Below are 25,073 nucleotides of genomic sequence, written 5' to 3'. Positions count from 1 at the left end.
GCTGCCTTTCGGCATCTATGATGCAACAGATTTTTCCCAAGGGAGTCGCCCCATGAAAACCAATGTAAAAGCGCTTGTCGTCGGCGGTGGTGCCGTCGGTACGTCGATCGCCTATCACCTGGCCAAAGCTGGCTGGGATGATGTGATGCTGATCGAGCGTGACGAGCTGACCTCGGGCTCGACCTGGCACGCTGCCGGTCTGCTGCCGCTGTTCAACATGTCCTATGCGACGACCCACATCCACGACTACTCGGTCAAGTTCTACAAAGAGCTTGAGGCCGAAACCGGTCTGAACGCGGGCTTTGCCGTTGTGGGCAACCTGCGGATGGCGCAGACCGACGAGCGTATGGATGAATACCAGCTCTACGCCTCGACCGCGGATACCGTTGGCATCAATTATGAATTCCTGTCCCCGGATCAGATCAAAGAGCGTTGGCCGCTGATCGAGACCTCGGACCTGAAGGGCGCGCTGTATCACACCGAAGACGGGTACATTAACCCGGCAGACGTGACACAGGCGATGGCCAAAGGCGCGCGTCAGCGCGGTGTGGAAATTCACCGTAAGCTGCAAGCCGATGACTTCAACTGGACCGGCACCCACTGGGAAGTCACCTGCACCAAGATGGTGGAAAAAGGCGGCAACCTGATCGAGAGCGACGAGAAAGTTGTGATCACCGCCGAGCACGTCGTGACCGCCTCGGGCAACCACGCACAACGCACCGCCAAGATGTTGGGCATTAAGATGCCCGCCATCCCGGTCGAGCACACCTTCATCGTCATGGACAAAGACCCCGAGTTGGTGAAATGGCGCGAAGCTGGTAACCCCGAGCACCCCGTTGTGCGCGACGCCGACAACGAATCCTATGCCCGTGAAGAGCGTGGCGGCTGGATCCTTGGCATCTACGAGCGCGGCGCACCCGCCCGTTTTGAACACGGCGTGCCCGACAGCTTCCGTGCCGACCTGTTCCCGCTGGATCTGGACCGTATCGCGGATCAGTACATGGCGATGGCCGAGCGCGTGCCGTCCTGTGCCGAAAGCGGTCTGAAAGACGACTTCAACGGTCCGATCTGCTATACCCCTGACGGCAACCCGCTGGTGGGTCCGGCCCCCGGTCTGCGCAACATGTGGCTGGCCGAAGGCTTTTCGTTCGGGATCACCGCTGCTGGCGGCACCGGCTATTACCTTGCCCAGATGATGGTCGACGGTGAGGCCGAGATCGACATGGCATCGCTTGACCCCAAGCGTTACTCGTCGAACTGGATGACCACCGAGTTTGCCGCCCGCAAGAATGAAGAATGCTACGAGCACGTCTACATCCTGCACCACCCCGACGAAGAGCGCCCGGCGGCCCGTCCGCTGCGTACCTCGCCTGCCTTTGATCGCCAGAAAGAAAAAGGCGCTCAGTTTGGTTGGGTGAATGGTTGGGAACGTCCGAACTATTACGGTCCCATCGACGCGCCCTCGAACTTCGACGAGGAATCGCGTTCGTTCCGTCGCGGTGGCTGGTGGCAATATGCCGTGGACGAGGCGAAAGCCGTGCGTGAGGGCGTTGGCCTGATCGACGCAACCGCGTTCACCAAGCACGTCGTCAAAGGCCCCGGTGCGACTCAGTTCTTGGACTGGTTCACCTGTAACAAGCTGCCGCGCGTTGGCCGGATCAACCTGACCTATGCGCTGACCTCGCACGGCACCACCCGCACCGAATACACCATCGTCCGCAATGGCGAGGATAACTACTACCTCGTTTCGGCCGGTGCATGGACCGAGTACGACGCCGACTTCCTGCGTAAGGCCGCCGAGGACAAGATGGACGAGTTCGGCTACATCGAGATCCAGGACGTGACCACCCAGTGGGGCGTTTTCGCCATCGCAGGTCCGAAATCGCGTGATGTTCTGAAAGAGATCATCGTCGATGCAGACCCGGAAAACGCGCTGACCAACAAAGCGTTTCCGTGGCTGTCGGCGAAGCAGATCGAACTGGGCATGTGCCCGGTGAACGCGATCCGTGTGGCCTATACCGGCGAACTGGGTTGGGAACTTCACCACCCGATCGAGATGCAGAACTATCTGTGGGATCTGCTGGTCAATGCAGGCGAGAAGCACGGCATGAAGCTGGTTGGCGCCCGCGCCCAGAACTGGCTGCGTCAGGAGAAATCCTACCGTGCATTCGGCACCGAACTGGGCCGCGATGCAACCCCGGCCGAAGCCGACCTGCCGCGCTTCATTGATCTGGAAAAAGACTTCCACGGTAAGGACGCCATGGTGGCAACCGGCGTGCGCGTGAAGTGCTGCACCCTTCTGATCGACGGTCCGGATGATGCCGATCCGTGGGGTCGCGAGGCGCTGTTCCTGGATGGCAAGAAAGTGGGTCGTCTGACCTCGGGCGGCTATTCGGTCGCGTTCGAGAAGTCGATCGGCATGGGCTATCTGCCGCCTGAACTGGCGGTGCCGGGCCAGAAGCTGAAGGTCAAGATCATGGGTGGTCTTTATGACGCCGAAGTTACGGTCGACAGCCCCTATGACCCGAAAAACGAAACGATCCGCGTCAACGGCTAATCGCTTCAGAAACAGACAAAAGGCCCCGCGATCGCGGGGCCTTTTTCTTTGTGCAAGCATCGCTCAGGAGGTGTTCAATGCCCGAAGAAATCCAAGGATCCTGCCACTGCGGTGCGGTGACATTCGAGGTGAGCCAACCTGAATTCGTGGTGTCCTGCAATTGTTCGATGTGTCGCCGTATGGCGCGCTCTGGGCGCATTGCCCGCCCAATGAAGGCGCGATCCTGACCGGGCATGGCCACACAAGAACCCACAGCTGGGGCGATCACATGATCGACTTCCACGCCTGCAAAACCTGCGGCTGTATCACTCATTGGGGGCCGGGGAAAAACGCGGATCAGGAACGGTTCGCGGTCAACCTGCGCATGGCGCCGCTTGAGGTCATGAATGCGCTGACGGCGCGCCATTTCGATGGGGCCGACAGTTTTGAGTTTTTGGACTAGAGCGCAACCAGGTGATTGCCCCACGCCCAGTCTCCGGTGACCGGAATAAGCGTTTTCCCTCCGTTCACACGATGCACAAGCCCACCGTCGCGGGTGATCATCAACCCGCCGGTACGGCGCCGCGCGGCCCCTGCCATTGCAGTGCGGCGACCGCGTGGTCCCGGTGATCCAGCGCGATATGGCGGATTGAGTTTTGATGTACCTCGCTGTCCAGCACGGCCTGATCGGTAATACTGCCCTTGGCGTCCAGATTGGTCAGAACACGGCCCGAAACCTCGCCGGGAACGGATAAACGCAGCACCAATCCTGTGTGATCGTCTGAGCCAAGACAATGCCGCGCGGGTCCATCTGCGTGGCCGCCCTGGTGTTTCGGGGTTCAAACCTATTCGGGGCCGAGAAAACGATGGGCGGCAAAAGGGCGGTTCGGATACGCGCACGTTCGGTGTCAGAGCGCGGTGTAGGGAACAGATACGGTTCGCCCCATGGGCCGAGACCCCGGCGTGGCTATTGCCATCATCCCCGCCAGAAAAGCCGTTTTGCACATCGAGTCTGCTCCTATTCCAGCGGCGTTCTAGGATGCTATCGTAGCGAGGCAAAGCTGGTTGATAAAAACACTCAGAATTAAGGCGTGTCGTATGCGACAAGCACATCTTCGGGTGGAATTTTGTGATTTCATGGAAATGAGTTACGTTGACTTTAGTTTACGAGGCAATTTTTTATGTCTGAACATATTTCGAAGACTGACGTGACCATGGGCTCCGATAGACGCTTTGGCGGTGTGACCGAACTGATTTCCTGTTGAAGGGTGCCGATTTTCTGGGGCGCAAGCTTGGCGGCGGTGCGCGGGCATACTGGATGCCGCGGGTGACCAAACCGGAAAGCATGTCCGGCAGTATGAGTAACGGGTTTTAATGTGTGGAGAGTGAATATGTCATTCCTACGAGAGCTGTGGGTGTTCCTTCGGCGTAGAAAGAAGACGTGGCTGGCGCAAGTTTTTCTGATCCTCGTGGTTTTCGGCGGGATGATTGTCTTAGCTCAGGGCTCTGAAATCACGCTGTTTCAATTCCCAGATTTCTAACGCGACCTGAGACGAGACGATCCTTGGGCCGGCTGACGCGGTGCTGGCACATCTGGGAAAGTAACGCGTTAAAACCGCGCTTTCGACCGAACGAATTGCTCGATTGCGGGGGCGGGAACGGCGCCGGCCTGTCGGGCAATTTCCTTACCACCTTGAAACAGGATCAGCGCGGGAATGCCACGAATGCCAAACTTGCGCGAGACATTCGGGTGATCTTCCGTGTTGATCTTGGCAAAACGGGCGTGTGGTGCAATCGAACGGGCGGCCTGCTCAAACGCCGGGGCCATCATCCGGCAAGGCCCGCACCACGGCGCCCAGAAATCCACCAGAAGCGGCGTGTCGTCATTGCGCTGGGCCTTGGCCAGCGTGGCTGGATCCAGTTGGCGGACCTTGCCGTCATTCAGCTTGGTCCCGCAGGTGCCGCATTTCGGTCCCGCTGACAATTTGTCTTTCGGCACGCGGTTCACCGCGCTGCATTCCAGACAGGTCATTTTCAGGGCGTTCGACATGACGGGCTCCATTCGCATTCGGTAAAGTGCATATGTGTTCTGCCTGCACGCAGGTCAAGATCAAACCGTGCTGAGAAGAATGCTGGTTTCGCTGTTGGTGATGCCCTCGACCACGCGGACCTCGCGCAGGACACGGTCGAAATCGGTCAGACTGTCAGCGGTAAGTTGCGCAACCAAATCCCATTTGCCGTTGGTCGAATGCAGCGACCGTAGCTGCGGCAACCCGCGCAAGCGTTTGATGACGGCAGTGGTCGAGCGCCCCGATACCTCGATCATCATGATCGCGTGTACGCCGTCCGGCCCGTGATCTTGCCGCGCACGGATGGTGAAGCCCAGCACCGCACCGCTGTCCTGAAGGCGGTCCAGTCGGGACTGCACCGTGGCGCGCGACACGCCAAGGATCGTGGCGAGTTTCGAGATCGGCGCTCGCCCGTCTTCGCGCAGGATGGCAATCAGCTCTCGGTCGAGGTCATCAAAGGTATGCATAGCAATTTGCTATATTAGATATAGCGAAATGTCAAAAATAGATGAACGAGTTACGCATTAGTGACCTATTTTTTGAAATAGTGGCGTTGTTAACCTGTAAATATCCTCCACCGCGAACAAGACCGACAATGCCACAGACATCGCTTCAAGCCCCAGATGCCGTCATCATGATCCGCCCGCACCATTTCCAGCCCAACGCGGAAACGGCGCAGGATAATGGGTTCCAAACCGCGCCCGTCGATGGCGCGGGGCCAGAGCTGGCCAAGCGCGCTCAGGACGAGGTGACGGGTATGGTTGACGCTCTGCGCAGCGAAGGGATCGAGGTGAACCTGTTCGAAGACCCGCGCGCTGATCGCCCCGATGCGGTCTTCCCCAATAACTGGTTCTCGACCCATCCCGGCGGCCATGTGGCGGTCTATCCGATGTATTCGAAAAACCGCCGGATCGAGCGTCGTCAGGACGTGCTTGAGATGCTCAAGATGCGCTACCGTGTGCAGGACATCATCGACTATTCAGGGCTTGAGCAGGACGGCCTATTTCTGGAAGGCACCGGCGCGATGGTGCTGGATCACGTGGAACGTGTCGCCTATGCCGCGCGCTCGAAACGCACCAGTGAGGTGCTGTTGGAACGCTTCTGCACCCATTTCAACTATGAACCGATGGTGTTTGACGCCCATGATGCGGACGGGCTGCCGATCTATCACACCAACGTGCTGATGTGCATCGGGACGGATATGGCGCTGATTGGACTGGACACCATTTTGGACACGAACCGCCGGGACGAGGTGCGCGAACGTCTGGCGCGCGGTGGGCGCGACGTGATTGCACTGAGCCAAGGTCAAATCGCCAGTTTTGCGGGCAACGCCATCGAGCTGCAAGGACGCGAAGGGCGTATTCTCGCGATGTCGCGCCGGGCTTTCGAAGCTCTAGAGCCCGAACAGAAATGGCGGATCGAAGCGCATTTGAAAATTCTGCCTTTGGAAATTCCGACTCTTGAGATGGCGGGGGGGTCGGTGCGCTGCACCATCGCCGGGATTCACCTGAGCCCCCGTCCTACAGCAAAACCCGAAGGAGCCGCCGCATGACCAATATCCACCTTCTGGGCGTTCCGATGGAGGAAGGCGCAGGCCGTCGCGGTTGCATCATGGGCCCTGCAGCCTATCGCACCGCAGGTCTGGCTGAAGAACTGGCGGCGCTGGGTCATGACGTGACCGATCTGGGCGACGCGCAGCGCGAAGACGTCGACGCGGTCGAGACCGAACACACCCACCTGAAATTCCTGCCTGAAGTGGCCGGTTGGACGCGTAGCCTGCACACCCATGCGTTCGAACAGGCGCAAGAGGATGCGCTGCCGATCTACATGGGCGGCGACCACGCGCTAGCACTCGGAACCGTAACGGGCCACGTGGCTGCGGCGGCCGACATGGGGCGCCCGCAATACGTGTTGTGGCTGGATGCGCATTCTGATTTCAACACGCCTGCAAGCTCGCCCAGTGGGAATATCCACGGGATGCCGATGGCGTTTGCCTGCGGGCTGGACGGGTTCCCGGATCTGCTGGGTAAACCGTTGCCCGCGAAACTGGACCCGACAAAGTTGTGCATGATGGGGCTGCGCTCGGTCGACCGCGAGGAGCGTGACCTTCTGCAAAGCTCGGGCGTACAGGCCCATGATATGCGCGCGATTGACGAACATGGCGTGGCGCGGATCCTGCGCCCGTTTTTGGACGAAGTCGCACAGGCGAACGGGCTACTTCACGTCAGCCTCGACGTGGACTTTATCGAGCCCGGCATTGCCCCTGCCGTTGGCACCACCGTCCCCGGCGGCGCCACCTTCCGTGAGGCGCATTTGATCATGGAGATGCTGCATGACAGCGGCCTTGTTACCTCGCTCGATCTGGTCGAGCTGAACCCTTTCCTTGACGAACGTGGCCGTACCGCCCGTCTGATGGTCGACCTGACGGCAAGCCTGTTTGGCCGCCGTGTGCTCGACCGTTTCACCACCAGCTATTAAGGAGCGCCCCCATGCCGCCTCTTCCTTCCGAACTTGCCTACGTCCCCTTCGTCTCGGTTGAGCATATGATGGGCTTGGTTCATCACATCGGGATCGAGACCGTCCTGCGCGAGCTGGCCGACGAGATTGAAGCCGATTTCAAACGGTGGGAGCTGTTTGACAAGACGCCCCGCGTGGCCAGCCACTCGGATGTGGGTGTGATCGAGCTGATGCCGACCTCGGACGGCGAGATGTATGGGTTCAAATATGTGAACGGACACCCGAAGAACACGAAGGAGGGGCTGCAGACCGTCACCGCCTTTGGCCTTCTGGCGGATGTGGACACCGGCTATCCGAAGCTTCTGACCGAGATGACCGTGCTGACCGCCCTGCGGACCGCTGCAACCAGTGCGATGGTCGCCAAGCATCTGGCGCCCAAAGGCTCGACCACGATGGCGATGATTGGCAATGGCGCGCAGTCGGAATTCCAGTGTCTGGCCTTCAAGGCGATCTGCGGCATCGACACTGTGCGGCTTTACGACATCGATCCGGCGGCGACGGCGAAAGCTGCGCGGAACCTGACGGGGCATGGGCTGAATGTCGTGTCCTGCAAGACCGGTGAGGAAAGCATGGAAGGTGCGCAGATCGTCACGACCTGCACAGCCGACAAGCAATATGCGACGATCCTGACCGACAACATGATCGGCGAGGGCGTGCATATCAACGCCATCGGTGGCGACTGCCCGGGCAAAACTGAACTGCACAAGGACATCTTGCTGCGCTCGGACATTTTCGTGGAATACCCGGAACAGACTTGGGTCGAGGGCGAGATCCAGCAGCTCGACCAAGACCACCCAATCACCGAGATGTGGCAGGTCATCACCGGTCAGGCCAAGGGGCGGACATCAGACAAGCAGATCACACTGTTTGACAGCGTGGGCTTCGCGATCGAGGACTTCTCGGCGCTGCGCTATATCTCGAAAGCGATCGAGGGCACGGCCTATTTCACCCGGCTGGATATGCTGGCAGACCCGGATGATCCGCGCGATCTGTTCGGGATGCTGGAACGGTCGAAGGACTGACATAAAAAAGGGCGCGCACCGGAATGGTCCGCGCCCCTTCTTTTTCAATGCGAAGCGATCAGGCGATGAAGTCTTTATACGCCGCTTCGTCCATATAGTCGTCCAGCGGGCTGGTGTCGGACGCTTTGATCTTGAACAGCCACGCGTCGCCTTCGGGGTCGTCGTTGACCTTGCCCGGCTCGTCTACCATGGTTTCGTTCACTTCCGTGATCTCGCCATCCAGCGGGCTAAGAATATCGGATGCAGCTTTGACGCTTTCGATCACGACGATTTCATCATCTTTCGAGACCGTGTCGCCGGCTTCGGGCAGTTCCAGAAAAACCACGTCGCCCAGCTGCTCGGCTGCGTGGGTGGTGATGCCGACCACGTAAACGCCATCCTCTTCGCGCAGCCATTCGTGTTCTTCGGTGTAATACATTCGGTGTCTCCTGCTGGTATTTCCCTGACCGTATCGCCGCCCGCGCGTGGCGGCAAGAGCTTGTATCCCGCCGCATGCCGGTGCAGGCTGCGCCCCATGACGACCCCAGTGAATGATCCGCATTTCTTTGGCTACGGTTCCTTGGTGAACCGCCAGACCCACAGCTATGACAACCCGCGTGCGGCACGTGTGTCGGGCTGGCATCGGGCGTGGCGGCGGTCTCCGCATCGGGCGCTGTGTTACCTGACAGCGGTGCCGGATAGTTCCGATTATATCGAGGGGCTAATCGCCTCGGTTCCCGGCGCGGATTGGGCGGCGTTGGATGAACGCGAGCGCGCCTATGCGCGGGTGCAGTTGGGTTCAGAAATCCGCCATGATGGTGGTGATCTGGACGTGGCGATCTATGCGATCGCGCCCGGCGAGCACCACGCGCCGACGGACGACAATCCGGTTCTGCTTAGCTATCTGGATGTGGTTGTGCAGGGCTATTTCCGCGAGTTTGGGCTGGACGGTGTCACCCATTTCTTCGAGACGACCGAGGGCTGGAATGCGCCCATTCTGAACGACCGCGCGGATCCCAAATATCCCCGCGCACAGGTGCTGAGCGCAGAAGAGACCGCACTGGTCGACGAAGGCCTGTCCCGCTTATCGGCGGTTGTGAAAGAGCGAGATGAGACGGGTCTGTCGCTGGTAAGGATGCGCGGCACCGGGGCATAGCCCGGCTTCGGCTTTGTTCAGCACGCGTGCGGACAAGAACATCGCGATACCTGCAAACACCACACCGCCAATCGCTTGTCCGATCAGCACGCCGGGGGCGCCCCAATAGGCGGCTCCGATAATGACCAATGGGATGGTGCCCAGCGTCTGGCGGCCCCAGTTCACCCATGTGGAATAGAACGGGTGGCCCAGATTGTTGAAACTGGCATTGGTCACAAAGATCACGCCGTTGAAATACCACGCGAGCGCCAGTGGACCGCAAAAGAGGAAGACCAACTCGCGGCTCAGACCCTCGGCGCTGAACAGATCCGCGATCGCGCCGCGTGCCAGATACAGGATGCCGGTGACGACCAGCACTACGACCAGTACGAACAACAGTCCGTCGCGGATCGATCCGCGCACACGATCCATTTTACCTGCCCCGAAGTTTTGCCCCACGATAGGTCCGATGGCCCCGGACAGCGCAAAGATGGTCCCGAAGGCGACCGGCGTCAGGCGACCGATGATGGCCATGCCCGCGACGGCGTCCTCGCCAAATTCTGCCATGGAACGTGTGACATAGGCCTGCCCTACGGGGGTGGCGAACTGGGTCAGGATGGCGGGCAGGGCGATGGTGGCGATGGCGGGGAAGTCCACGCGGAACTCGGCCCGCGTTGGGCGATCCAAGCCGCCATAGTACTTGAAGATCGGATAGATCGACATGACGGCCACAGTTAGGCGGGCCGCGACAGATGCCAGCGCCGCGCCGGTCAGGTCCAGACCCAAGCCGAAGATCAAGATCGGGTCGAGGATCGCATTCACCACGCCAGCGCCGATGGTTGCCATCATGGCCCGGCGGGCGTCTCCGTGTGCGCGCAGGATCGCGCCGCCGACCATGCCTGCGATCAGGATGGGCAGACTGGGCAGGATGATCCGTAGATAAGATGTGGCAAGCGCTAGCGTGTCCCCCGACGCACCCAGAAGGGCGACCAGAGTGGGGGTGTAATACCAGACAACGGCTGCGAAAACGGCCCCGATGATCATGCCATAGAACAGCGCTGTGGCTGCTCGGCGGCGCGCGGTATGCGGCTCGCCTTCCCCCAAAGCCCGTGCGACCAGCGCCCCGGCTGCGATGGACATGCCGATCCCGAAAGACGAGGTGAAAAACAACAGCGCACCCGCATAGCCGACCGCCGCGGCCAGTTCGTCCCGGCCCAGCATCGAGATGAAAATCATGTCGACCAGATCGACAAGGAAAATGGCCATCAAACCGATTGAGGATGTCAGCGACATCACCGTGATGTGCCGAAGCAGATTGCCTTCTAGAAACTTCGCCTGCGCCTCGGCCATAATCGTCACCTTACCTGTTCGCTATCGCTCAGCATGACGCAGAACGGCACACAGCGCCAGTGGGTCGGGCGCACAGGGTCTGTGCGGGGATGCGGATGAAATGAAAAGGCCGCGCAAAACTGCACGGCCTTTTCAAATTCAATGCTGCTGGGGGCTTACCCCTTCGCCCGCACAACCTGCAACAGCGGCATCAGCGACGACATGTCCGGGCCGCGCTCCATGCCGGTGACGGCTTTGCGCAGCGGCATGAACAGGGTTTTGCCTTTGCGACCGGTGGCCTCTTTTACGGCAGACGTCCAGTTCGACCAGCTGTCGGCGTCGTAGGGCGCATCGGGCAGAAGGGTCATGGCTTCGGCGATGAAGTCGCGGTCCTCGTCATCGATCAGCGGCTCGGCGCCGTCGCGGCACAGGATCCACCAGCCTTCCAGATCACCCAGCGTGGTGATGTTTTCGCGGGCGACGGACCAGAAGGCCTCGGTCATATCAGCGGGCACGCCGATGGCGTCCAGCTTGTCAGCCACCGCATCTACGGGCAGCGAAGCCAGATGGCGGGCGGTCAGCGGGAACAAGTCCTGCACGTCGAACTTGGTCGGTGCTGCGCCGAAGGTCGACAGATCGAAGCCTTCGATGATCTCATCCAGCGAGCTGCGCAGCTCGACCGGTTGCGATGATCCCAGACGCGCCAGAAGGCTGAGTAGCGCCATCGGCTGCACGCCTTGCTCGCGCAGGTCGCGGATGGCCAGCGTGCCAAGACGCTTGGATAGCGCCTCGCCCTGCGGGCCGGTCAGAAGCGAGTGGTGGGCAAAGCTGGGCACCGCGCCGCCGAGGGCTTCGATGATCTGAATCTGCGTGCCGGTGTTGGTCACGTGATCCGAACCGCGCACCACGTCGGTGATGCCGAAGTCGATGTCGTCACAAACCGAGGCAAGCGTATACAGGAACTGCCCGTCACCACGGATCAACACCGGGTCCGACACGGATGCCGCGTCGATCGAGATGTCGCCCAGAATGCCGTCGGTCCAGTTGATCCGCGCGTGATCCAGCTTGAAACGCCAATGGCCCTGACCACGCTCGGCGCGCAGGGCGGCTTTCTCGTCCTCCGACAGGGCCAGCGCCGAGCGGTCATAGACCGGCGGCTTGCCCATGTTCAGTTGCTTCTTACGCTTCAGGTCCAGCTCGGTCGGGGTCTCGAAACACTCATAGAAACGGCCCATGTCGCGCAGCTCCTGCGCGGCGGCCTCGTAGCGGTCCAGACGGTCCGACTGTTTTTCAACGCGGTCCCAGGTCAGGCCCAGCCATTCCAGATCTTCCATGATCGCGTCGGCATATTCCTGTTTCGAGCGTTCCGGGTCCGTGTCATCCAAACGCAGGATGAACTGGCCACCCGATTTGGCGGCGATCAGATAGTTGAACAGCGCGGTGCGCAGGTTGCCCACATGGATGTAGCCGGTGGGCGAGGGGGCGAAACGGGTGGTGGTCATGGGTTGATCTCCTTGGCGGTCCCTCTTTCATATTGGCCCGGATTTGTCCATAATATTCCCTATGGAAACGTCTGCACCCAGTTTGATGCAGATCGAGCAAATGGCGCTTGAAGCGCGTGCCCATCTGCCTGACCCGTTTGCCGAGCCAGCCTTGGATGTCGGGGTCCACGTGGCCGAGATGCCGGATGCCAGCATTCTGGCTGATCACGATATTGGGGATCCCTATACGCTGACGGGGCTGTATGTCGGTGTGCCAATGACCGAGAAATCTGTCAGCGATCAGCCGCTTGCGATGGATGCGATCTGGCTGTTTCGGCGCGCGATTTTGAACGAGTTGGCAATCCGCCCAGATGTCACCTTGGCTGAGCTGGTGAACCATATAGTGGTGCACGAATTCGCGCATCACTTCGGCTGGTCAGACGAAGACATCGCCATGATTGATCAGTGGTGGGAATAGTGCGCTTAGGTCGGCTGGACCGGCCATTTCTGGTTTAGGTCTGCCAATCCCGCACGGATCAGCTCGGCCAGCGCCTCCAGATCAATATCCGCCAACTTGTTCACATAAAGGCAGGACTTGCCCATCTTGTGCTTGCCCAGACGCGCCAGAATGTCCCCGAAGTCCGCATAGCCCGGCATGATATAGATCGAATGGCGTGCCTTGCGCGGTGAAAATCCGGTGGCCAGAAAATCACCCTGCCGTCCGCTGTCATAGACATAGTGATACTGCCCATAGCCAATGATCGACGGCCCCCACATCACGGGCTGAAACCCTGTGACCGCGCGAAACAGACGGTCGAGCGCTAGTGCGTCTTCGCGTCTTGAGGTCGGTTCAATGGCGGCGATGAATTCGCCGGGTGAGAGGTCGGTTGGCTGGGTTTTGTTCTGGGCCATGAGGGCAGAGTAGGGCAGGCTGGGCGCAGTCGTCCAGCCTGTCAGCTCATGTCCCGCCAGCGGTTCACGATCGGATAGCGGCGATCAAGCCAGAAACTGCGCATGGTCAGACGGGTGCCGGGCGCGGACTGGAAGCGTTTGTATTCGCTGATGTAAATCAGGTGCTCGACCTTCTTGACGGTCGCCTTGTCGAATCCTTCCGCGACCAGCTCGGCCACCGATTTCTCGTCATCAATGATCCCTTCTAGGATCGTGTCCAGCACGTCATAGGGCGGCAGGCTGTCTTCATCCTTCTGGTCCGGGCGCAGTTCGGCGGATGGGGGCTTGTCGATGATCGAGACCGGGATGACCTCGCCCTCGGGGCCTTTCATCCAGTCGTGGTGATTGGCGTTGCGCCAGCGGCATTGTTCGAAGACGCGGGTCTTATAGAGGTCCTTGATCGGGTTATAGCCGCCCGACATGTCGCCATAGATCGTGGCATAGCCCACCGCGACCTCGGACTTGTTGCCGGTGGTCAAAAGCATCGCGCCGGTCTTGTTGGACAGCGCCATCAACAGCAAGCCGCGCAGACGGGACTGGATGTTTTCCTCGGTGATGTCGGGTTCCAAGCCTTCAAAGAACGGTGCGAGCGTGTTGGTGATCGCGTCGCGGCCTTCCTTGATCGGCACGAAGTCATAGGTGCAGCCAAGACGGGTCGCGATGTCCTTGGCGTCGTCCAGCGATCCTTGCGACGTGTATTCGGACGGCAGCATCACGCAACGCACGTTTTCCGGCCCCAAGGCATCCGCTGCGATGGTGGCGACAATGGCACTGTCGATCCCGCCGGACAGACCCAGCAGCACCTGTTTGAAGCCGGTCTTGCCCATGTAGTCGCGCAGGCTTTCGACCATCGCGCGGTAGTCCTGTTCCCACTCATCGCCATGCGTGGCGATGAGGCCCGGCGTGATGCGCCAGCCGTCATCCGTGCGGGTCAGGTCGATGTGCTGAATCTCCTCGTCAAAGGCGCTCATTTTTAGGGCCATCTCGCCGCCGGGGTTCAGCGCGAAGGTGCCGCCGTCGAACACTTGATCATCCTGCCCGCCGACCATGTTCAGATAGACCAGCGGCAGACCGGTTTCGACCACGCGGCCCACCATGTGGTTCAAGCGCACGTCGAATTTGTTGCGGTAGTAGGGCGAGCCGTTCGGGATCAGCAGAAACTCGGCGCCGCTTTCGGCAAGCGTTTCGCAGACGTCTTCGGCATGCCATGCGTCTTCACAGATGGGCGTCCCGATGCGGATCGGGCCCATGGAATACGGGCCTTGCGGGTCGGCCGAGGTGAAATGACGTTCCTCGTCAAAAACGGTTTCGTTGGGCAGACGTTGCTTCAGGATCCGCGTGGCGATCTTGCCGCCCTTCAGGATGTAATAGGCGTTATAGAGGTCCTTGCCATCGTGATACGGCGCGCCGATGCCGATCGCCGGGCCGTCGGCGCAGTCCTTCGCCAGTGCCTCGACCGCGTCCATCGCGTCGCGGAAGAATTGCGGGCGCATCACTAGATCCTGCGTCTGATAGCCGGTCACGAACGCCTCGGGCAGGGCCAACATGTCGCTGCCAGCCTCTTTCGCCACATTCCACGCATCACGCGCCTTGTCGCAGTTGCCCGCAATTGCGCCCACGGTTGGGTTCAGTTGTGCCAGTGTCAGGCGGAAATTATCACTCATCGCGCTTGTCCTTCTTCCCGGCTTTGCGGGGGATGGTTCGGCACAGATGTAGCAGGTTTGCCCGCAGGATAAAGAGGCTGAACGGGAAAAGCGTTGTCTACGCTTTTTGGACGGCATAGTCTGTGCCGGAATGGGCTTCGGCCGTCCAAGAACAAGTCAAAGAAATTGAACGAGGTTTCGAGATGCAAAGCCCCCTGATCGGAATTCGCAGCATGGTCGCTTTGGCGCTTGTGTTGCCCACGGTGGCGCTGGCGCAGGTTGATACCAAACAATACGAAGACGGATCGGTCTATGAGGGGACGTTCAAGGGTGGCTTGCAGCATGGCATGGGCACGCTGACCCTGCCGTCGGGCTATGAATATACTGGCGAGTTTATGGAAGGCGAGATCGTCGGGCAGGGCGTTGCGCGCTTCCCCAATGGATCGCTCTATGAAGGTAGTTTCGTGAAGGGCAAACCCGAGGGCTTCGGGAAGATCACCTTTGCCGATGGTGCTAGCTTCGAAGGGGACTGGGTCGATGGCAAGATCAATGGCTCGGGTCTGGCGCTCTATGCCAATGGTCTTCAGTACGAAGGCGGTTTTCGCAACGCGATGCACCACGGGCAGGGGCGGCTGCAAAGCCCCTCGGGTTATATCTATGAAGGCGATTGGGTTTCCGGCGTGAAGGAAGGCCGGGGCACGTCGTCCTATCCGGACGGCTCGGTTTACGAAGGCGGTATGCGTGGCGGAGAACGCGACGGTACGGGCAAGCTAACGCAATCGGATGGCATGATGTACGAGGGCAACTGGGCGCAGGGTCAGATGAATGGCGACGGCGTGCTGACGCAGGCCAACGGGGATGTGTATTCGGGCCAGTTTCAGGCTGGGGCTCGTCAAGGGGCCGGGACGGTCGATTACGCCAATGGTGACCGCTATGAGGGCGGCTTTGACGTCGATCAGCGGCATGGTCAGGGCATCTTTGTCGGAGCCGATGGCTATCGGTATCAGGGCAGCTGGGTGGCCGGTGTGATCGAAGGCGATGGGAGCGTGACCTATCCCGATGGCTCGGTCTACAAGGGCCAGTTCCGCGCGGGTCTTCCCGATGGTGTGGGCATGATTACCTATCCTGATGGCGGCAGCTTTGAAGGCGACTGGACTGGGGGCGTGATTGAGGGCAGCGGCATCGCGCTGCTTGCTGATGGTGCGCGCTACGAAGGGGCGTTCAAAGACGCATTATTTGACGGCGAGGGCACGTTGGAAACCGCCGATGGCGCCAGCTATACCGGCGGATGGCAGTTGGGGATGTTCCACGGTCTGGGTGTCTCGAAACTGGCGGATGGATCGGTCTATGAGGGCGGTTTCGTGGGCGGCAACCGTGAAGGGCGCGGCACCTACAAGACAGCTGACGGGTTCAGCTATGACGGCGAATGGGCCGCAGGCGTGTTCCACGGGCAGGGCATCGCGATCTACCCCGGCGGCGACCGCTATGAAGGCGGCTTCAAGGACGGTAAGCGCCACGGTCAAGGTGTGGTCACGCGTGCGGATGGCAGCCAGGAAGAAGGCGCTTGGGAAAACGGCTTGATCGCGGGTGCGATCGAAGCCGCCCCGGCCCCTGCGCTGGACAGCGACGCGGCCGCGGCGGCGGCTGAAGCGGCAGGGGGTGCCTCGACCGCGGGGACAATTGCTGAGCCCACCGAGGATCAGACTGATAGCGAGTGACACCCGCTTGGTTGACCCTCTTTGGGCGATATTCCGTAAAAAAGGGCTTTAACTCGACGGAAACCGACGTATATTTGCGCCCATGAACACGCAGACCCATATCACTTTCCGCCCCGCACAGGGCCTTCTGCTACTACTTAGCCGCCTCTGAGCGTGCCGTTTTGGCGCGACCGCTCAGGGGACACGCCAGCCGCGCCACGAACCGGCCCGAACTTTATGGGCCACAAAGGCTAAGAACTTATATCTAAAGAGACCAAGACAATGACCAATCCCTCGGATCACGTGTTGATTTTCGACACCACTTTGCGTGACGGTGAACAAAGCCCCGGCGCGACCATGACTCATGACGAAAAGCTCGAGATCGCCGAGATGCTGGACGAGATGGGCGTGGACATCATCGAGGCGGGCTTCCCGATTGCGTCGGAAGGCGACTTTGCCGCTGTGTCCGAGATCGCCGAGCGTTCGAAGAACTCGGTGATCTGTGGCCTGAGCCGCGCGAATTTCAAAGACATCGACCGCTGTGCCGAAGCGGTGCGCAAGGCAGCTAAGCCGCGCATTCACACTTTCATCGGCACCTCGCCCCTGCACCGTGCCATTCCGAACCTGTCGCAGGATGAAATGGCCGACCTGATCCACGAGACCGTCAGCCATGCGCGCAACTTGGTGGACAATGTGCAGTGGTCGCCGATGGACGCGACCCGGACGGAACATGACTATCTGTGCCGCGTGATCGAGATTGCGATCAAAGCGGGTGCGACCACGATCAACATTCCCGACACGGTGGGCTATACCGCCCCGCGTGAAAGTGCGGACCTGATCCGCATGCTGATCGAACGTGTGCCGGGCGCGGACGAAATCGTGTTTGCCACCCACTGTCACAACGATCTGGGCATGGCGACCGCCAACGCCTTGGCCGCTGTTGAAGCAGGCGCGCGCCAGATCGAATGTACCATCAACGGTTTGGGCGAGCGGGCCGGCAACACTGCGCTGGAAGAGGTCGTGATGGCCTTGAAAGTGCGCAACGACATTATGCCGTATCAAACCGGGATCGACACCACCAAGATCATGAACATCTCGCGTCGCGTGGCGCAGGTGTCGGGTTTTGCGGTGCAGTACAACAAGGCCATCGTCGGCAAGAACGCTTTCGCCCATGAAAGCGGGATCCATCAGGACGGCATGCTGAAGAACCCGGAAAACTTCGAGATCATGCGCCCCGAAGACATCGGTCTGGCTGGAACCTCGCTGCCCTTGGGCAAGCACTCGGGCCGGGCGGCATTGAAGGCCAAGCTGAATGATCTGGGCTTTGATGTGGGCGACAATCAGTTGAAGGACGTCTTCGTGCGCTTCAAGGAACTGGCCGACACCAAGAAAGAGGTGTTCGACGAGGACATCGTCGCGTTGATGACCGACGGTACCGACGATGCCAATGACCAGCTGCAGGTGAAATCGCTGCGCGTGGTTGCGGGCACCGAAGAGAAGAATACCGCCGATCTGACCATGACCGTGAACGGGGTCGAGCATAAGGTCAGTTCGGAAGGTGACGGGCCGGTCGACGCAGCATTCAACTGTGTGAAGATGATCTTCCCGCACGAAGCACGTCTGCAGCTGTACCAAGTCCACGCTGTGACCGAAGGCACCGACGCACAGGCGACGGTCTCGGTTCGGATGGAAGAGAACGGCAAGATCGTGACCGGCCAGTCTTCGCACACCGATACGATCCTGGCCTCGGTTCGGGCTTACGTGAACGCGCTGAACAACCTGATCACGCGCCGCGAGAAGACCAAGCCCGAGGGCGTCTGATCTGAAACAAGATGCGGGCAAAGCAATTTGCCCGCATTTTTACGTTTAGTTCGAAAAGTGAAATTTCAGAGCCAGATTTCTGGGCTCTCGCTCACCAATTGTTCGATTTCCCCTGTCCTTGGCGATAAGCCGCTCGCCCGTTTGTATTAGGGCTTTCGCCGCAGAGCTTAGAGGCTTATATATCCACCGGTCTGCACCCTACGGGAGTCGCGGGCACAAAAGGGATAGGAACGGGATAGGCATCCAAATGGCAGGGTTTTCGAGATTGTTTTCGTCGGACATGGCGATTGACCTTGGGACCGCGAATACGCTGGTCTACGTAAAGGGCAAGGGCGTCATTCTGAACGAACCCTCGGTGGTCGCCTATCACGTCAAGGACGGTGTGAAGAAAGTGCTGGCCGTCGGCGAAGACGCCAAGTTGATGCTGGGCCGGACGCCCGGCTCGATCGAGGCGATCCGCCCGATGCGAGAAGGTGTGATTGCCGATTTCGACAGCGCGGAAGAGATGATCAAGAATTTCATCCGCAAGGTGCACCGCCGCACGACTTTCTCGAAGCCGAAAATCATCGTCTGCGTGCCGCATGGCGCAACGCCGGTCGAAAAGCGCGCTATTCGTCAGTCGGTTCTGTCGGCAGGCGCCCGTCGCGCTGGGCTTGTGGCCGAACCCATCGCTGCCGCCATCGGGGCCGGTATGCCGATCACCGACCCGACCGGCAACATGGTTGTGGACATCGGCGGCGGGACGACCGAAGTGGCAGTTCTGTCGCTGGGCGACATAGTATACGCGCGCTCGGTGCGCGTCGGGGGGGACCGGATGGATGATGCGATCATCAGCTATCTGCGCCGCCAGCAGAATATACTGGTGGGGGAAGCCACCGCGGAACGCATCAAAACCACCATCGGCACCGCACGGATGCCTGATGACGGTCGCGGGACCTCGCTTACGATTCGTGGGCGTGACTTGCTGAATGGTGTTCCGAAAGAGACCGAGATCAATCAGGCGCAGGTCGCCGAGGCCTTGGCCGAACCGGTACAGCAAATCTGCGAAGCCGTGATGACCGCTCTGGAAGCCACGCCGCCCGATCTGGCGGCGGATATCGTGGACCGTGGCGTTATGCTGACCGGTGGCGGCGCGCTGTTGGGTGAGCTGGATCTTGCCCTGCGCGAGCAGACCGGCTTGTCGATCTCTGTCGCGGATGAAAGCCTGAACTGCGTGGCGCTGGGCACCGGCAAAGCGCTGGAGTTTGAAAAGCAGCTGCGCCACGTCATCGACTACGACAGCTGATCGGGTCTGCCCCGCCGGTGGGGCGCGCCCGTCGGGTAACCGGAGGCCAGATTGGCACGCAAACCGAACCAGACCGAGGAATACGGCCGTCCGCTGCGCAGGCTTTTTGTCGGCCTGCTTATGCTGTGCCTGTTTCTGGTCTTTCTGGTCTGGCGGATCGATAGCCCTCGGGTTGAACGCTTCCGCGCAAATCTGATCGACACTGTGGTGCCCAGCTTCGACTGGGCCTTGGTGCCCGTGACCAAGTTGGTCGGCATGGTCGAGGACTTCCAGTCCTACCAACGGATCTACGAACAGAACCAGGAACTGCGCCGCGAGCTTCAACAGATGAAGGCGTGGAAGGAAGCAGCCCTTCAGTTGGAACAGGAAAACGCCCAGCTTCTGAACCTGAATAATGTGCGACTGGATGCGCAGCTCAGCTATGTGACCGGCGTTGTGCTGGCTGATAGCGGCTCGCCCTTCCGACAGTCAGTGCTGCTGAACATCGGCACCCGCGACGGGCTGGTGGATGGCTGGGCGACGACTGATGGCCTTGGGCTTGCAGGGCGGATCGCGGGCGTGGGGAAAAGCACCAGTCGTGTGATCCTGCTGACGGACAGCAACAGCCGCATTCCGATCACTGTTCAGCCCTCGGGGCAGGATGCGCTTCTGGTGGGCGACAACTCGGCCGTCCCGCCGATCGAGTTTCTAGAAAGCCCCGAAAAGGTCCGGCCCGGCGATCGCGTGGTGTCGTCCGGTGATGGCGGCGTGTTCCCCGCGGGGCTGCTTGTCGGGCATGTGGCGCTGGGCACCGACCGGCGTCTGCGCGTCCGGCTGGCCGCGGACTATGAACGGCTTCAGTTCCTACGCGTCCTGCGCAGCCACCCCGGCGAAATGGTCGAGGGCGAGGGTAGCCTGATCGTTGCCAGCCCTGCCGTGCCACCCGAACCGGTCGACGCGGAGGATGCCGCCAGCGCGGACGGAGGGCAGGGCGAATGACAGATCGCGTGACGCTTCTGCGCTGGGGCTTCTGGGGGCTGTTGATTGCGATCTCGGCGGGCCTTCTGTTTGTGAGGCTCCTGCCACTAGACCTTAGCGCCGGACGCTTCCCCGGCCCCGACATCTTCATGGCCGTCGTGGTGGCTTGGATGCTGCGCCGCCCGGACTATGTGCCCATCCTTCTGGTCGTCGCCCTGATTTTCCTGAACGATCTTCTGTATCAGGACATTCCCGCCGTCGGCGCGCTGATGGCGGTGATCGGGCTCGAGATGCTAAGGCGGCGCGAGGTCGGCTTGCGCGAGCAGCCCTTCATGATCGAATGGGGCGTTGTCGCCGCCGTTCTGCTGGCGATGCTGTTGGCCGAGCGGATCTTCCTTACGGTCTTCTTTGTTGACCAGATTCCCGTTGGCCGCGCTTTGTTGCAGTTTATGGCAACCGTTGCGATCTACCCGGCGGTGGTCTTCGTGTCAGTCTTCGTGTTGGGCGTTGAAAAGCTTCAACCCGGTGACGATCCGGTGCGGAGCCAGGCAGCATGAAGCGATCCCCCCAAGATACCGATGCCAGCGCCCGCAAGATCACCCGTCGGGGATTGTTTCTTGGCGGTCTTCAGGTTTCGTTCGCGGCAATGCTGGTGGGGCGGATGCGCTATATGCAGGTCGAGCAGGCCGACGAATACCGCGATCTGGCCGAAGAAAACCGGGTGAAGTTCTCGTTGCTACCGCCCGCGCGCGGGTTGATCTATGACCGCAATGGCGTGCTGATCGCGGGCAACGAACAGAACTATCGCATCGTCATCGTGCGTGAGGATGCAGACGATCCCGAAGCGGTGCTGAACCGCCTGCGCAAGATCGTCTGGATCGATGACGCAGAGGTGAAACGCATCTTGGACGAAATGCGCCGTCGCAGCCCTTTCGTGCCCGTCACCGTCGCCGACCGCGTTGCGTGGGAAGACGTGGCCGAGGTTGCCGTGAACGCCCCCGCGCTGCCCGGCATCACCGCCGAAGTGGGCCTGTCGCGCAGCTATCCACGCGCCGACGATTTCGCCCATGTGATTGGCTATGTGGGACCGGTGTCGGATTATGATCTGTCAAAGCTGGAAGATCCAGATCCGCTTTTGCAAATCCCGCGTTTCCAGATCGGCAAAAGCGGTGTTGAAGCGAAGATGGAGCTGGATCTGCGCGGATCCGCCGGCACGCGCGAGGTTGAAGTAAACGCCGTGGGCCGCGAGATGCGCGAGCTGGACCGCGAGGAAGGCCGCGCAGGCGACAACATCCAGCTGACTGTGGACGCCGACCTGCAAGCCTATGTGCAAGCGCGCCTTGCGGGTGAAAGTGCTGCTGCGGTGGTGATGGACACTCAGACGGGGGACGTGCTGGCCATCGGCTCGGCGCCTACGTTTGATCCCAACAAGTTCGTGCGCGGGATCTCCAGCAAGGACTACAGCGGGCTTCTGAACGACAAATACCGTCCGCTGGCGGCAAAACCGGCGCAGGGCACTTACCCGCCCGGATCGACATTCAAGATGGTTACGGCCTTGGCCGCGCTGGAAGAGGGTGTGATCGAACCCGGCGAATCCATCAAATGCTGGGGTCATGTCGAAGTCCACAAACGCAGGTTCCACTGTTGGAAACGCGGGGGACATGGGCCGGTCGATCTGGCGAAAAGCCTGCGCGAAAGCTGTGACATCTACTATTACGACATCGCCCAACGCGTTGGGATCGAGAAGATCGCCGCGATGGCGCGCAAGTTGGGACTGGGGGAGCGTCACGACCTTCCCCTCTCGGCAATTGCGCAGGGTCTGATCCCCACCAAGGCGTGGAAGCGCGAGCAACGGGGTGCTGACTGGGTAATTGGAGACAGTCTGAACGCAGGCATCGGTCAGGGTTTCGTCTTGGCCTCGCCCCTCCAGTTGACAGTGATGACCGCAAGACTGGCGACCGGACAGGCGATTTCTCCGCGACTAGTCCGCTCGGTCAACGGGGTCGAAACACCGGTCCGCAATGACGGCCCGCTTCAGATCGGCACTAGCAATCTGAACGCAATTCGCGAGGGCATGTACGAGGTCGTGAACGCGCGGCGTGGCACGGCTGGACGCTCGAAAATTGTCGGCGATGACCTGCGCATGGCAGGCAAAACTGGCACCAGTCAGGTGCGCAACATCACCGCCGCCGAACGCGCGCGCGGAGTATTCCGCAACGAGGATCTGCCGTGGGAGCGTCGCGACCACGCGCTGTTCGTCTGCTACGCACCCCATGACAACCCGCGCTATGCGGTGACCGTCGTGGTCGAACATGGGGGTGGCGGATCGACGGCGGCGGCGCCTATCGCGCGCGATGTGATGCTGCAGGCGTTTTACAAAGGTAAGCCCCCGCTTGAGGCCTATCCAGCGAACCAGCGCGGCACCATCCAGACCCGCCAACGCGACATCGAAGAGATGTTGGACATGCCGCATGACGAGCGTGTGAAAGCCGCCGAGGGCCGGGCATGAGTTATCTTGAGTATAACGTCAAAACCGTTCCGTCAGGGCTGCGTAAGGTGCTCTATCTGAACTGGTCGCTTGTGCTGCTTCTGATCGCGGTGGCCAGCGTGGGTTTCCTGATGCTGTTCTCGGTTGCGGGCGGCAAGATGGACCCGTGGGCGATGGCGCAGATGAAGCGCTTTGCGTTGGGTATGTTCCTGATGTTTGTCATCGCCATGGTGCCCATCTGGTTCTGGCGCAACATGGCCGGGCTAGGTTATCTGATCTCTCTGGTCCTGCTGGTTCTGGTCGAGGTGATCGGATCCGTCGGGATGGGCGCGCAGCGTTGGATCGACCTTGGCTTCATGCGTCTGCAACCGTCCGAGCTGATGAAGATCACTTTGGTGATGATGCTGGCAGCTTATTATGACTGGCTCGATATCAAGAAGGTCTCGCGTCCGCTTTGGGTGCTGATCCCGGTGATCCTGATCATGCTGCCGACCTTTCTGGTGCTGCGTCAGCCCGACCTCGGAACCTCGATCCTGCTGGTCACGGGGGGCGGCGTGATCATGTTTCTGGCAGGTGTCAGCTTGTGGTATTTCGGGGCGGTTATCGCCTCGGGCGTGGGGCTGGTTGCGTCTGTATTCATGTCGCGCGGGACGGAATGGCAGCTACTGAAAAACTATCAGTACCGTCGGATCGATACGTTTCTAGACCCATCTTCGGACCCGCTGGGGGCGGGCTATCACATCACCCAATCCAAGATCGCGCTAGGGTCCGGGGGCTGGACCGGGCGGGGCTTTATGCAGGGCACGCAGTCACGCCTGAACTTTCTGCCGGAAAAGCACACTGATTTCATTTTCACCACATTGGCAGAAGAGTTCGGCTTTCTTGGGGGCGCCTCGCTTTTGACGCTCTATGTGCTGATCCTGATCTTCTGCGCCGTGTCAGCCTTCCAAAACAAGGACCGTTTCAGCTCGCTTCTGATCCTTGGGATTTCCGTCACCTTCTTCTTGTTCTTTGCTGTGAACATGTCCATGGTGATGGGCCTTGCCCCGGTGGTCGGGGTGCCGTTGCCGATGGTCAGTTATGGCGGATCAGCCATGTTGATATTGCTGGTCGGATTCGGTTTGGTCCAAAGCGCACATGTGCACAGAGCGAGACAAAAGTGATGCCCATCAACGTCCTTTATGCCGGCAACCCCAAACGCTGGGATGTCTATCAACGCGAGATCAGCAAGGCGCTTGACGAGATCGAGATCGAGGCGGCGCTATCCTGCGACCTGCCCGCCGATCAGGTGGATTACATCGTCTACGACCCAAACAGCGCGCTTCAGGATTTCACCCCCTTTACACGTGCCAAGGCGGTGCTGGGCCTGTGGGCCGGGGTCGAACGGATCGTCTATAACCCCACGCTGACCCAGCCCTATGCGCGTATGGTGGATCAGGGGCTAAGCGAAGGCATGACCGAATGGGTCGTGGGCCACGTGCTACGCCACCATCTGGAAATGGATCAGGACATTCACAACACCAGCCCCGCGTGGGGCCGTCTCGCCCCGCCCTTGGCCCGCGACCGCCGCGTTGGCATTCTGGGGCTAGGAGAGCTGGGCCGCGTCTGTGCTAAGGCGCTGACCGATCTGAACTTCCCCGTGTCTGGCTGGAGCCGCGGTGCCAAGTCGATCGACGGCGTCACCTGTCTGCACGGCGATGAAGGGTTGGAACAGGTGCTGCGCAATTCTGACATTCTGGTCCTGCTGCTGCCCGCTACCAAAGCGACCGAAAACGTGCTGGACGCCGAACGGATCGCAATGATGCCCGAAGGCGCTGTGATCATCAATCCGGGCCGTGGCCCGCTGATTGACGATTCCGCCCTGCTGGGCGCGCTGGATCGCGGCCATATCGGTCACGCGACGCTGGACGTGTTCCGCGTCGAACCTCTGCCCGCTGACGATCCCTTTTGGGCCCACTCGAAAGTGACGGTCACGCCGCATATCGCGTCAGATACGCGCCCCGACACGGCGGCAAAGGTCATTGCCGAAAACATCCGTCGCGGCGAGGCCAAGGAACCCTTCCTGCATCTGGTCGATAAAAAAGCGGGCTACTAACCCCTCATTTTCTTGCTGAAAATATCCTGGGGAAGAGGGTAAGCTTGCTTTCCCTCTGGGGCAAAGCC

Annotated in this window: 24 protein-coding genes; 16 read left to right on the top strand and 8 right to left on the bottom strand. The window is 60.4% G+C overall.

The genetic code is table 11. From position 1 onward, the window contains the following. The first annotated feature begins 52 nt into the window (after window positions 1-52). Together G0Q00_RS06670 and G0Q00_RS15850 are read left to right on the top strand one after the other, a co-directional pair. Complete coding sequence (locus tag G0Q00_RS06670; protein WP_163037536.1) at window positions 53-2,557, top strand: FAD-dependent oxidoreductase; 2,505 nt, start codon at window positions 53-55, stop codon at window positions 2,555-2,557. A 160-nt stretch (window positions 2,558-2,717) separates the two neighbouring features. Next, entirely contained in the window at window positions 2,718-2,999 is a 282-nt protein-coding gene (locus G0Q00_RS15850) for a hypothetical protein (RefSeq protein WP_239058336.1), read from the top strand. Between the two features lie 100 nt (window positions 3,000-3,099). On the opposite strand, the gene G0Q00_RS06660 is transcribed toward G0Q00_RS15850, so the two are convergent. After that, a complete protein-coding gene (locus G0Q00_RS06660; RefSeq protein ID WP_370458546.1) occupies window positions 3,100-3,300 on the bottom strand; it encodes a DUF1513 domain-containing protein in 201 nt (66 codons plus the stop codon). Between the two features lie 627 nt (window positions 3,301-3,927). On the opposite strand from G0Q00_RS06660, the gene G0Q00_RS15845 reads away from it, so the two are divergent. Continuing rightward, window positions 3,928-4,077, top strand: coding sequence for a DUF5989 family protein (locus G0Q00_RS15845; RefSeq protein WP_239058335.1), 150 nt, complete (start codon window positions 3,928-3,930; stop codon window positions 4,075-4,077). A 68-nt stretch (window positions 4,078-4,145) separates the two neighbouring features. On the opposite strand, the gene trxC is transcribed toward G0Q00_RS15845, so the two are convergent. Further along, window positions 4,146-4,586: a thioredoxin TrxC gene (gene trxC / locus G0Q00_RS06655; RefSeq protein ID WP_163037532.1), complete on the bottom strand. Its 441-nt coding sequence runs from the start codon at window positions 4,584-4,586 to the stop codon at window positions 4,146-4,148. Between the two features lie 60 nt (window positions 4,587-4,646). Beyond that, on the bottom strand, window positions 4,647-5,072 hold the full coding sequence (locus G0Q00_RS06650) for an Lrp/AsnC family transcriptional regulator (protein WP_163037530.1): 426 nt from the start codon (window positions 5,070-5,072) through the stop codon (window positions 4,647-4,649). Between the two features lie 128 nt (window positions 5,073-5,200). On the opposite strand from G0Q00_RS06650, the gene ctlX reads away from it, so the two are divergent. Genes ctlX through G0Q00_RS06635 form a run of 3 tightly spaced genes read left to right on the top strand, consistent with a single transcriptional unit; the run spans window position 5,201 to window position 8,144 of the window. Continuing rightward, window positions 5,201-6,157, top strand: coding sequence for a citrulline utilization hydrolase CtlX (gene ctlX / locus G0Q00_RS06645; protein ID WP_163037528.1), 957 nt, complete (start codon window positions 5,201-5,203; stop codon window positions 6,155-6,157). Beyond that, window positions 6,154-7,083, top strand: a complete 930-nt coding sequence (gene rocF, locus G0Q00_RS06640) for an arginase (RefSeq protein WP_163037526.1) — start codon at window positions 6,154-6,156, stop codon at window positions 7,081-7,083. The genes ctlX and rocF overlap by 4 nt, the downstream gene beginning before the upstream one ends. A gap of 11 nt (window positions 7,084-7,094) precedes the next feature. Then, window positions 7,095-8,144, top strand: a complete 1,050-nt coding sequence (locus tag G0Q00_RS06635; RefSeq protein WP_163037524.1) for an ornithine cyclodeaminase — start codon at window positions 7,095-7,097, stop codon at window positions 8,142-8,144. A gap of 58 nt (window positions 8,145-8,202) precedes the next feature. Here G0Q00_RS06635 and gcvH read toward each other — a convergent pair whose 3' ends face one another. Continuing rightward, window positions 8,203-8,562 (bottom strand): glycine cleavage system protein GcvH, encoded by a 360-nt coding sequence (gcvH, locus tag G0Q00_RS06630; protein WP_163037522.1) that lies wholly within the window; start codon window positions 8,560-8,562, stop codon window positions 8,203-8,205. A 96-nt stretch (window positions 8,563-8,658) separates the two neighbouring features. On the opposite strand from gcvH, the gene G0Q00_RS06625 reads away from it, so the two are divergent. Next, window positions 8,659-9,279: a gamma-glutamylcyclotransferase family protein gene (locus G0Q00_RS06625; protein WP_203564904.1), complete on the top strand. Its 621-nt coding sequence runs from the start codon at window positions 8,659-8,661 to the stop codon at window positions 9,277-9,279. Here G0Q00_RS06625 and G0Q00_RS06620 read toward each other — a convergent pair. Both G0Q00_RS06620 and gltX read right to left on the bottom strand, forming a co-directional pair. After that, a complete protein-coding gene (locus tag G0Q00_RS06620) occupies window positions 9,208-10,608 on the bottom strand; it encodes an MATE family efflux transporter (RefSeq protein WP_163038348.1) in 1,401 nt (466 codons plus the stop codon). The two genes, G0Q00_RS06625 and G0Q00_RS06620, sit on opposite strands and share 72 nt — an antisense overlap. A 155-nt stretch (window positions 10,609-10,763) precedes the next feature. Then, window positions 10,764-12,089 (bottom strand): glutamate--tRNA ligase, encoded by a 1,326-nt coding sequence (gene gltX / locus G0Q00_RS06615; protein WP_163037520.1) that lies wholly within the window; start codon window positions 12,087-12,089, stop codon window positions 10,764-10,766. Window positions 12,090-12,150: 61 nt separating this feature from the next. On the opposite strand from gltX, the gene G0Q00_RS06610 reads away from it, so the two are divergent. Continuing rightward, window positions 12,151-12,546 (top strand): metallopeptidase family protein, encoded by a 396-nt coding sequence (locus tag G0Q00_RS06610; RefSeq protein WP_163037513.1) that lies wholly within the window; start codon window positions 12,151-12,153, stop codon window positions 12,544-12,546. A gap of 5 nt (window positions 12,547-12,551) precedes the next feature. Here the strand turns inward: G0Q00_RS06610 and G0Q00_RS06605 are convergent, their stop codons facing one another. Next, window positions 12,552-12,980 carry a DUF1801 domain-containing protein gene (locus tag G0Q00_RS06605; protein WP_163037511.1) on the bottom strand — a complete coding sequence of 143 codons (429 nt, stop codon included), beginning with the start codon at window positions 12,978-12,980 and terminating at the stop codon, window positions 12,552-12,554. A gap of 41 nt (window positions 12,981-13,021) precedes the next feature. Further along, window positions 13,022-14,683, bottom strand: a complete 1,662-nt coding sequence (locus G0Q00_RS06600; RefSeq protein ID WP_163037509.1) for an NAD+ synthase — start codon at window positions 14,681-14,683, stop codon at window positions 13,022-13,024. A 182-nt stretch (window positions 14,684-14,865) separates the two neighbouring features. Between G0Q00_RS06600 and G0Q00_RS06595 the strand changes: the two genes are divergently transcribed. From G0Q00_RS06595 to G0Q00_RS06560, 8 genes are all read left to right on the top strand, one after another. Continuing rightward, on the top strand, window positions 14,866-16,380 hold the full coding sequence (locus G0Q00_RS06595) for an MORN repeat-containing protein (RefSeq protein ID WP_239058334.1): 1,515 nt from the start codon (window positions 14,866-14,868) through the stop codon (window positions 16,378-16,380). Between the two features lie 261 nt (window positions 16,381-16,641). Further along, window positions 16,642-18,180, top strand: coding sequence for a 2-isopropylmalate synthase (locus tag G0Q00_RS06590; protein WP_163037507.1), 1,539 nt, complete (start codon window positions 16,642-16,644; stop codon window positions 18,178-18,180). Window positions 18,181-18,427: 247 nt separating this feature from the next. Continuing rightward, window positions 18,428-19,465 carry a rod shape-determining protein gene (locus tag G0Q00_RS06585; protein WP_163037505.1) on the top strand — a complete coding sequence of 346 codons (1,038 nt, stop codon included), beginning with the start codon at window positions 18,428-18,430 and terminating at the stop codon, window positions 19,463-19,465. 51 nt (window positions 19,466-19,516) lie between these two features. Further along, window positions 19,517-20,443 (top strand): rod shape-determining protein MreC, encoded by a 927-nt coding sequence (gene mreC / locus G0Q00_RS06580; protein ID WP_163037503.1) that lies wholly within the window; start codon window positions 19,517-19,519, stop codon window positions 20,441-20,443. Continuing rightward, window positions 20,440-20,979 carry a rod shape-determining protein MreD gene (locus G0Q00_RS06575; protein ID WP_163037501.1) on the top strand — a complete coding sequence of 180 codons (540 nt, stop codon included), beginning with the start codon at window positions 20,440-20,442 and terminating at the stop codon, window positions 20,977-20,979. The genes mreC and G0Q00_RS06575 overlap by 4 nt, the downstream gene beginning before the upstream one ends. Next, window positions 20,976-22,931: a penicillin-binding protein 2 gene (gene mrdA, locus G0Q00_RS06570; RefSeq protein WP_163037499.1), complete on the top strand. Its 1,956-nt coding sequence runs from the start codon at window positions 20,976-20,978 to the stop codon at window positions 22,929-22,931. The genes G0Q00_RS06575 and mrdA overlap by 4 nt, the downstream gene beginning before the upstream one ends. After that, window positions 22,928-24,073, top strand: coding sequence for a rod shape-determining protein RodA (gene rodA, locus G0Q00_RS06565; protein WP_163037497.1), 1,146 nt, complete (start codon window positions 22,928-22,930; stop codon window positions 24,071-24,073). Before mrdA ends, rodA begins: the two co-directional genes overlap by 4 nt. After that, entirely contained in the window at window positions 24,073-25,005 is a 933-nt protein-coding gene (locus tag G0Q00_RS06560) for a glyoxylate/hydroxypyruvate reductase A (protein WP_163037495.1), read from the top strand. The genes rodA and G0Q00_RS06560 overlap by 1 nt, the downstream gene beginning before the upstream one ends. Window positions 25,006-25,073: the final 68 nt, after the last annotated feature.

Source organism: Aliiroseovarius sp. PrR006, assembly GCF_010500215.1.
Taxonomy (GTDB): domain Bacteria; phylum Pseudomonadota; class Alphaproteobacteria; order Rhodobacterales; family Rhodobacteraceae; genus Aliiroseovarius.
This window is presented reverse-complemented; position numbering and strand designations above follow the sequence as displayed.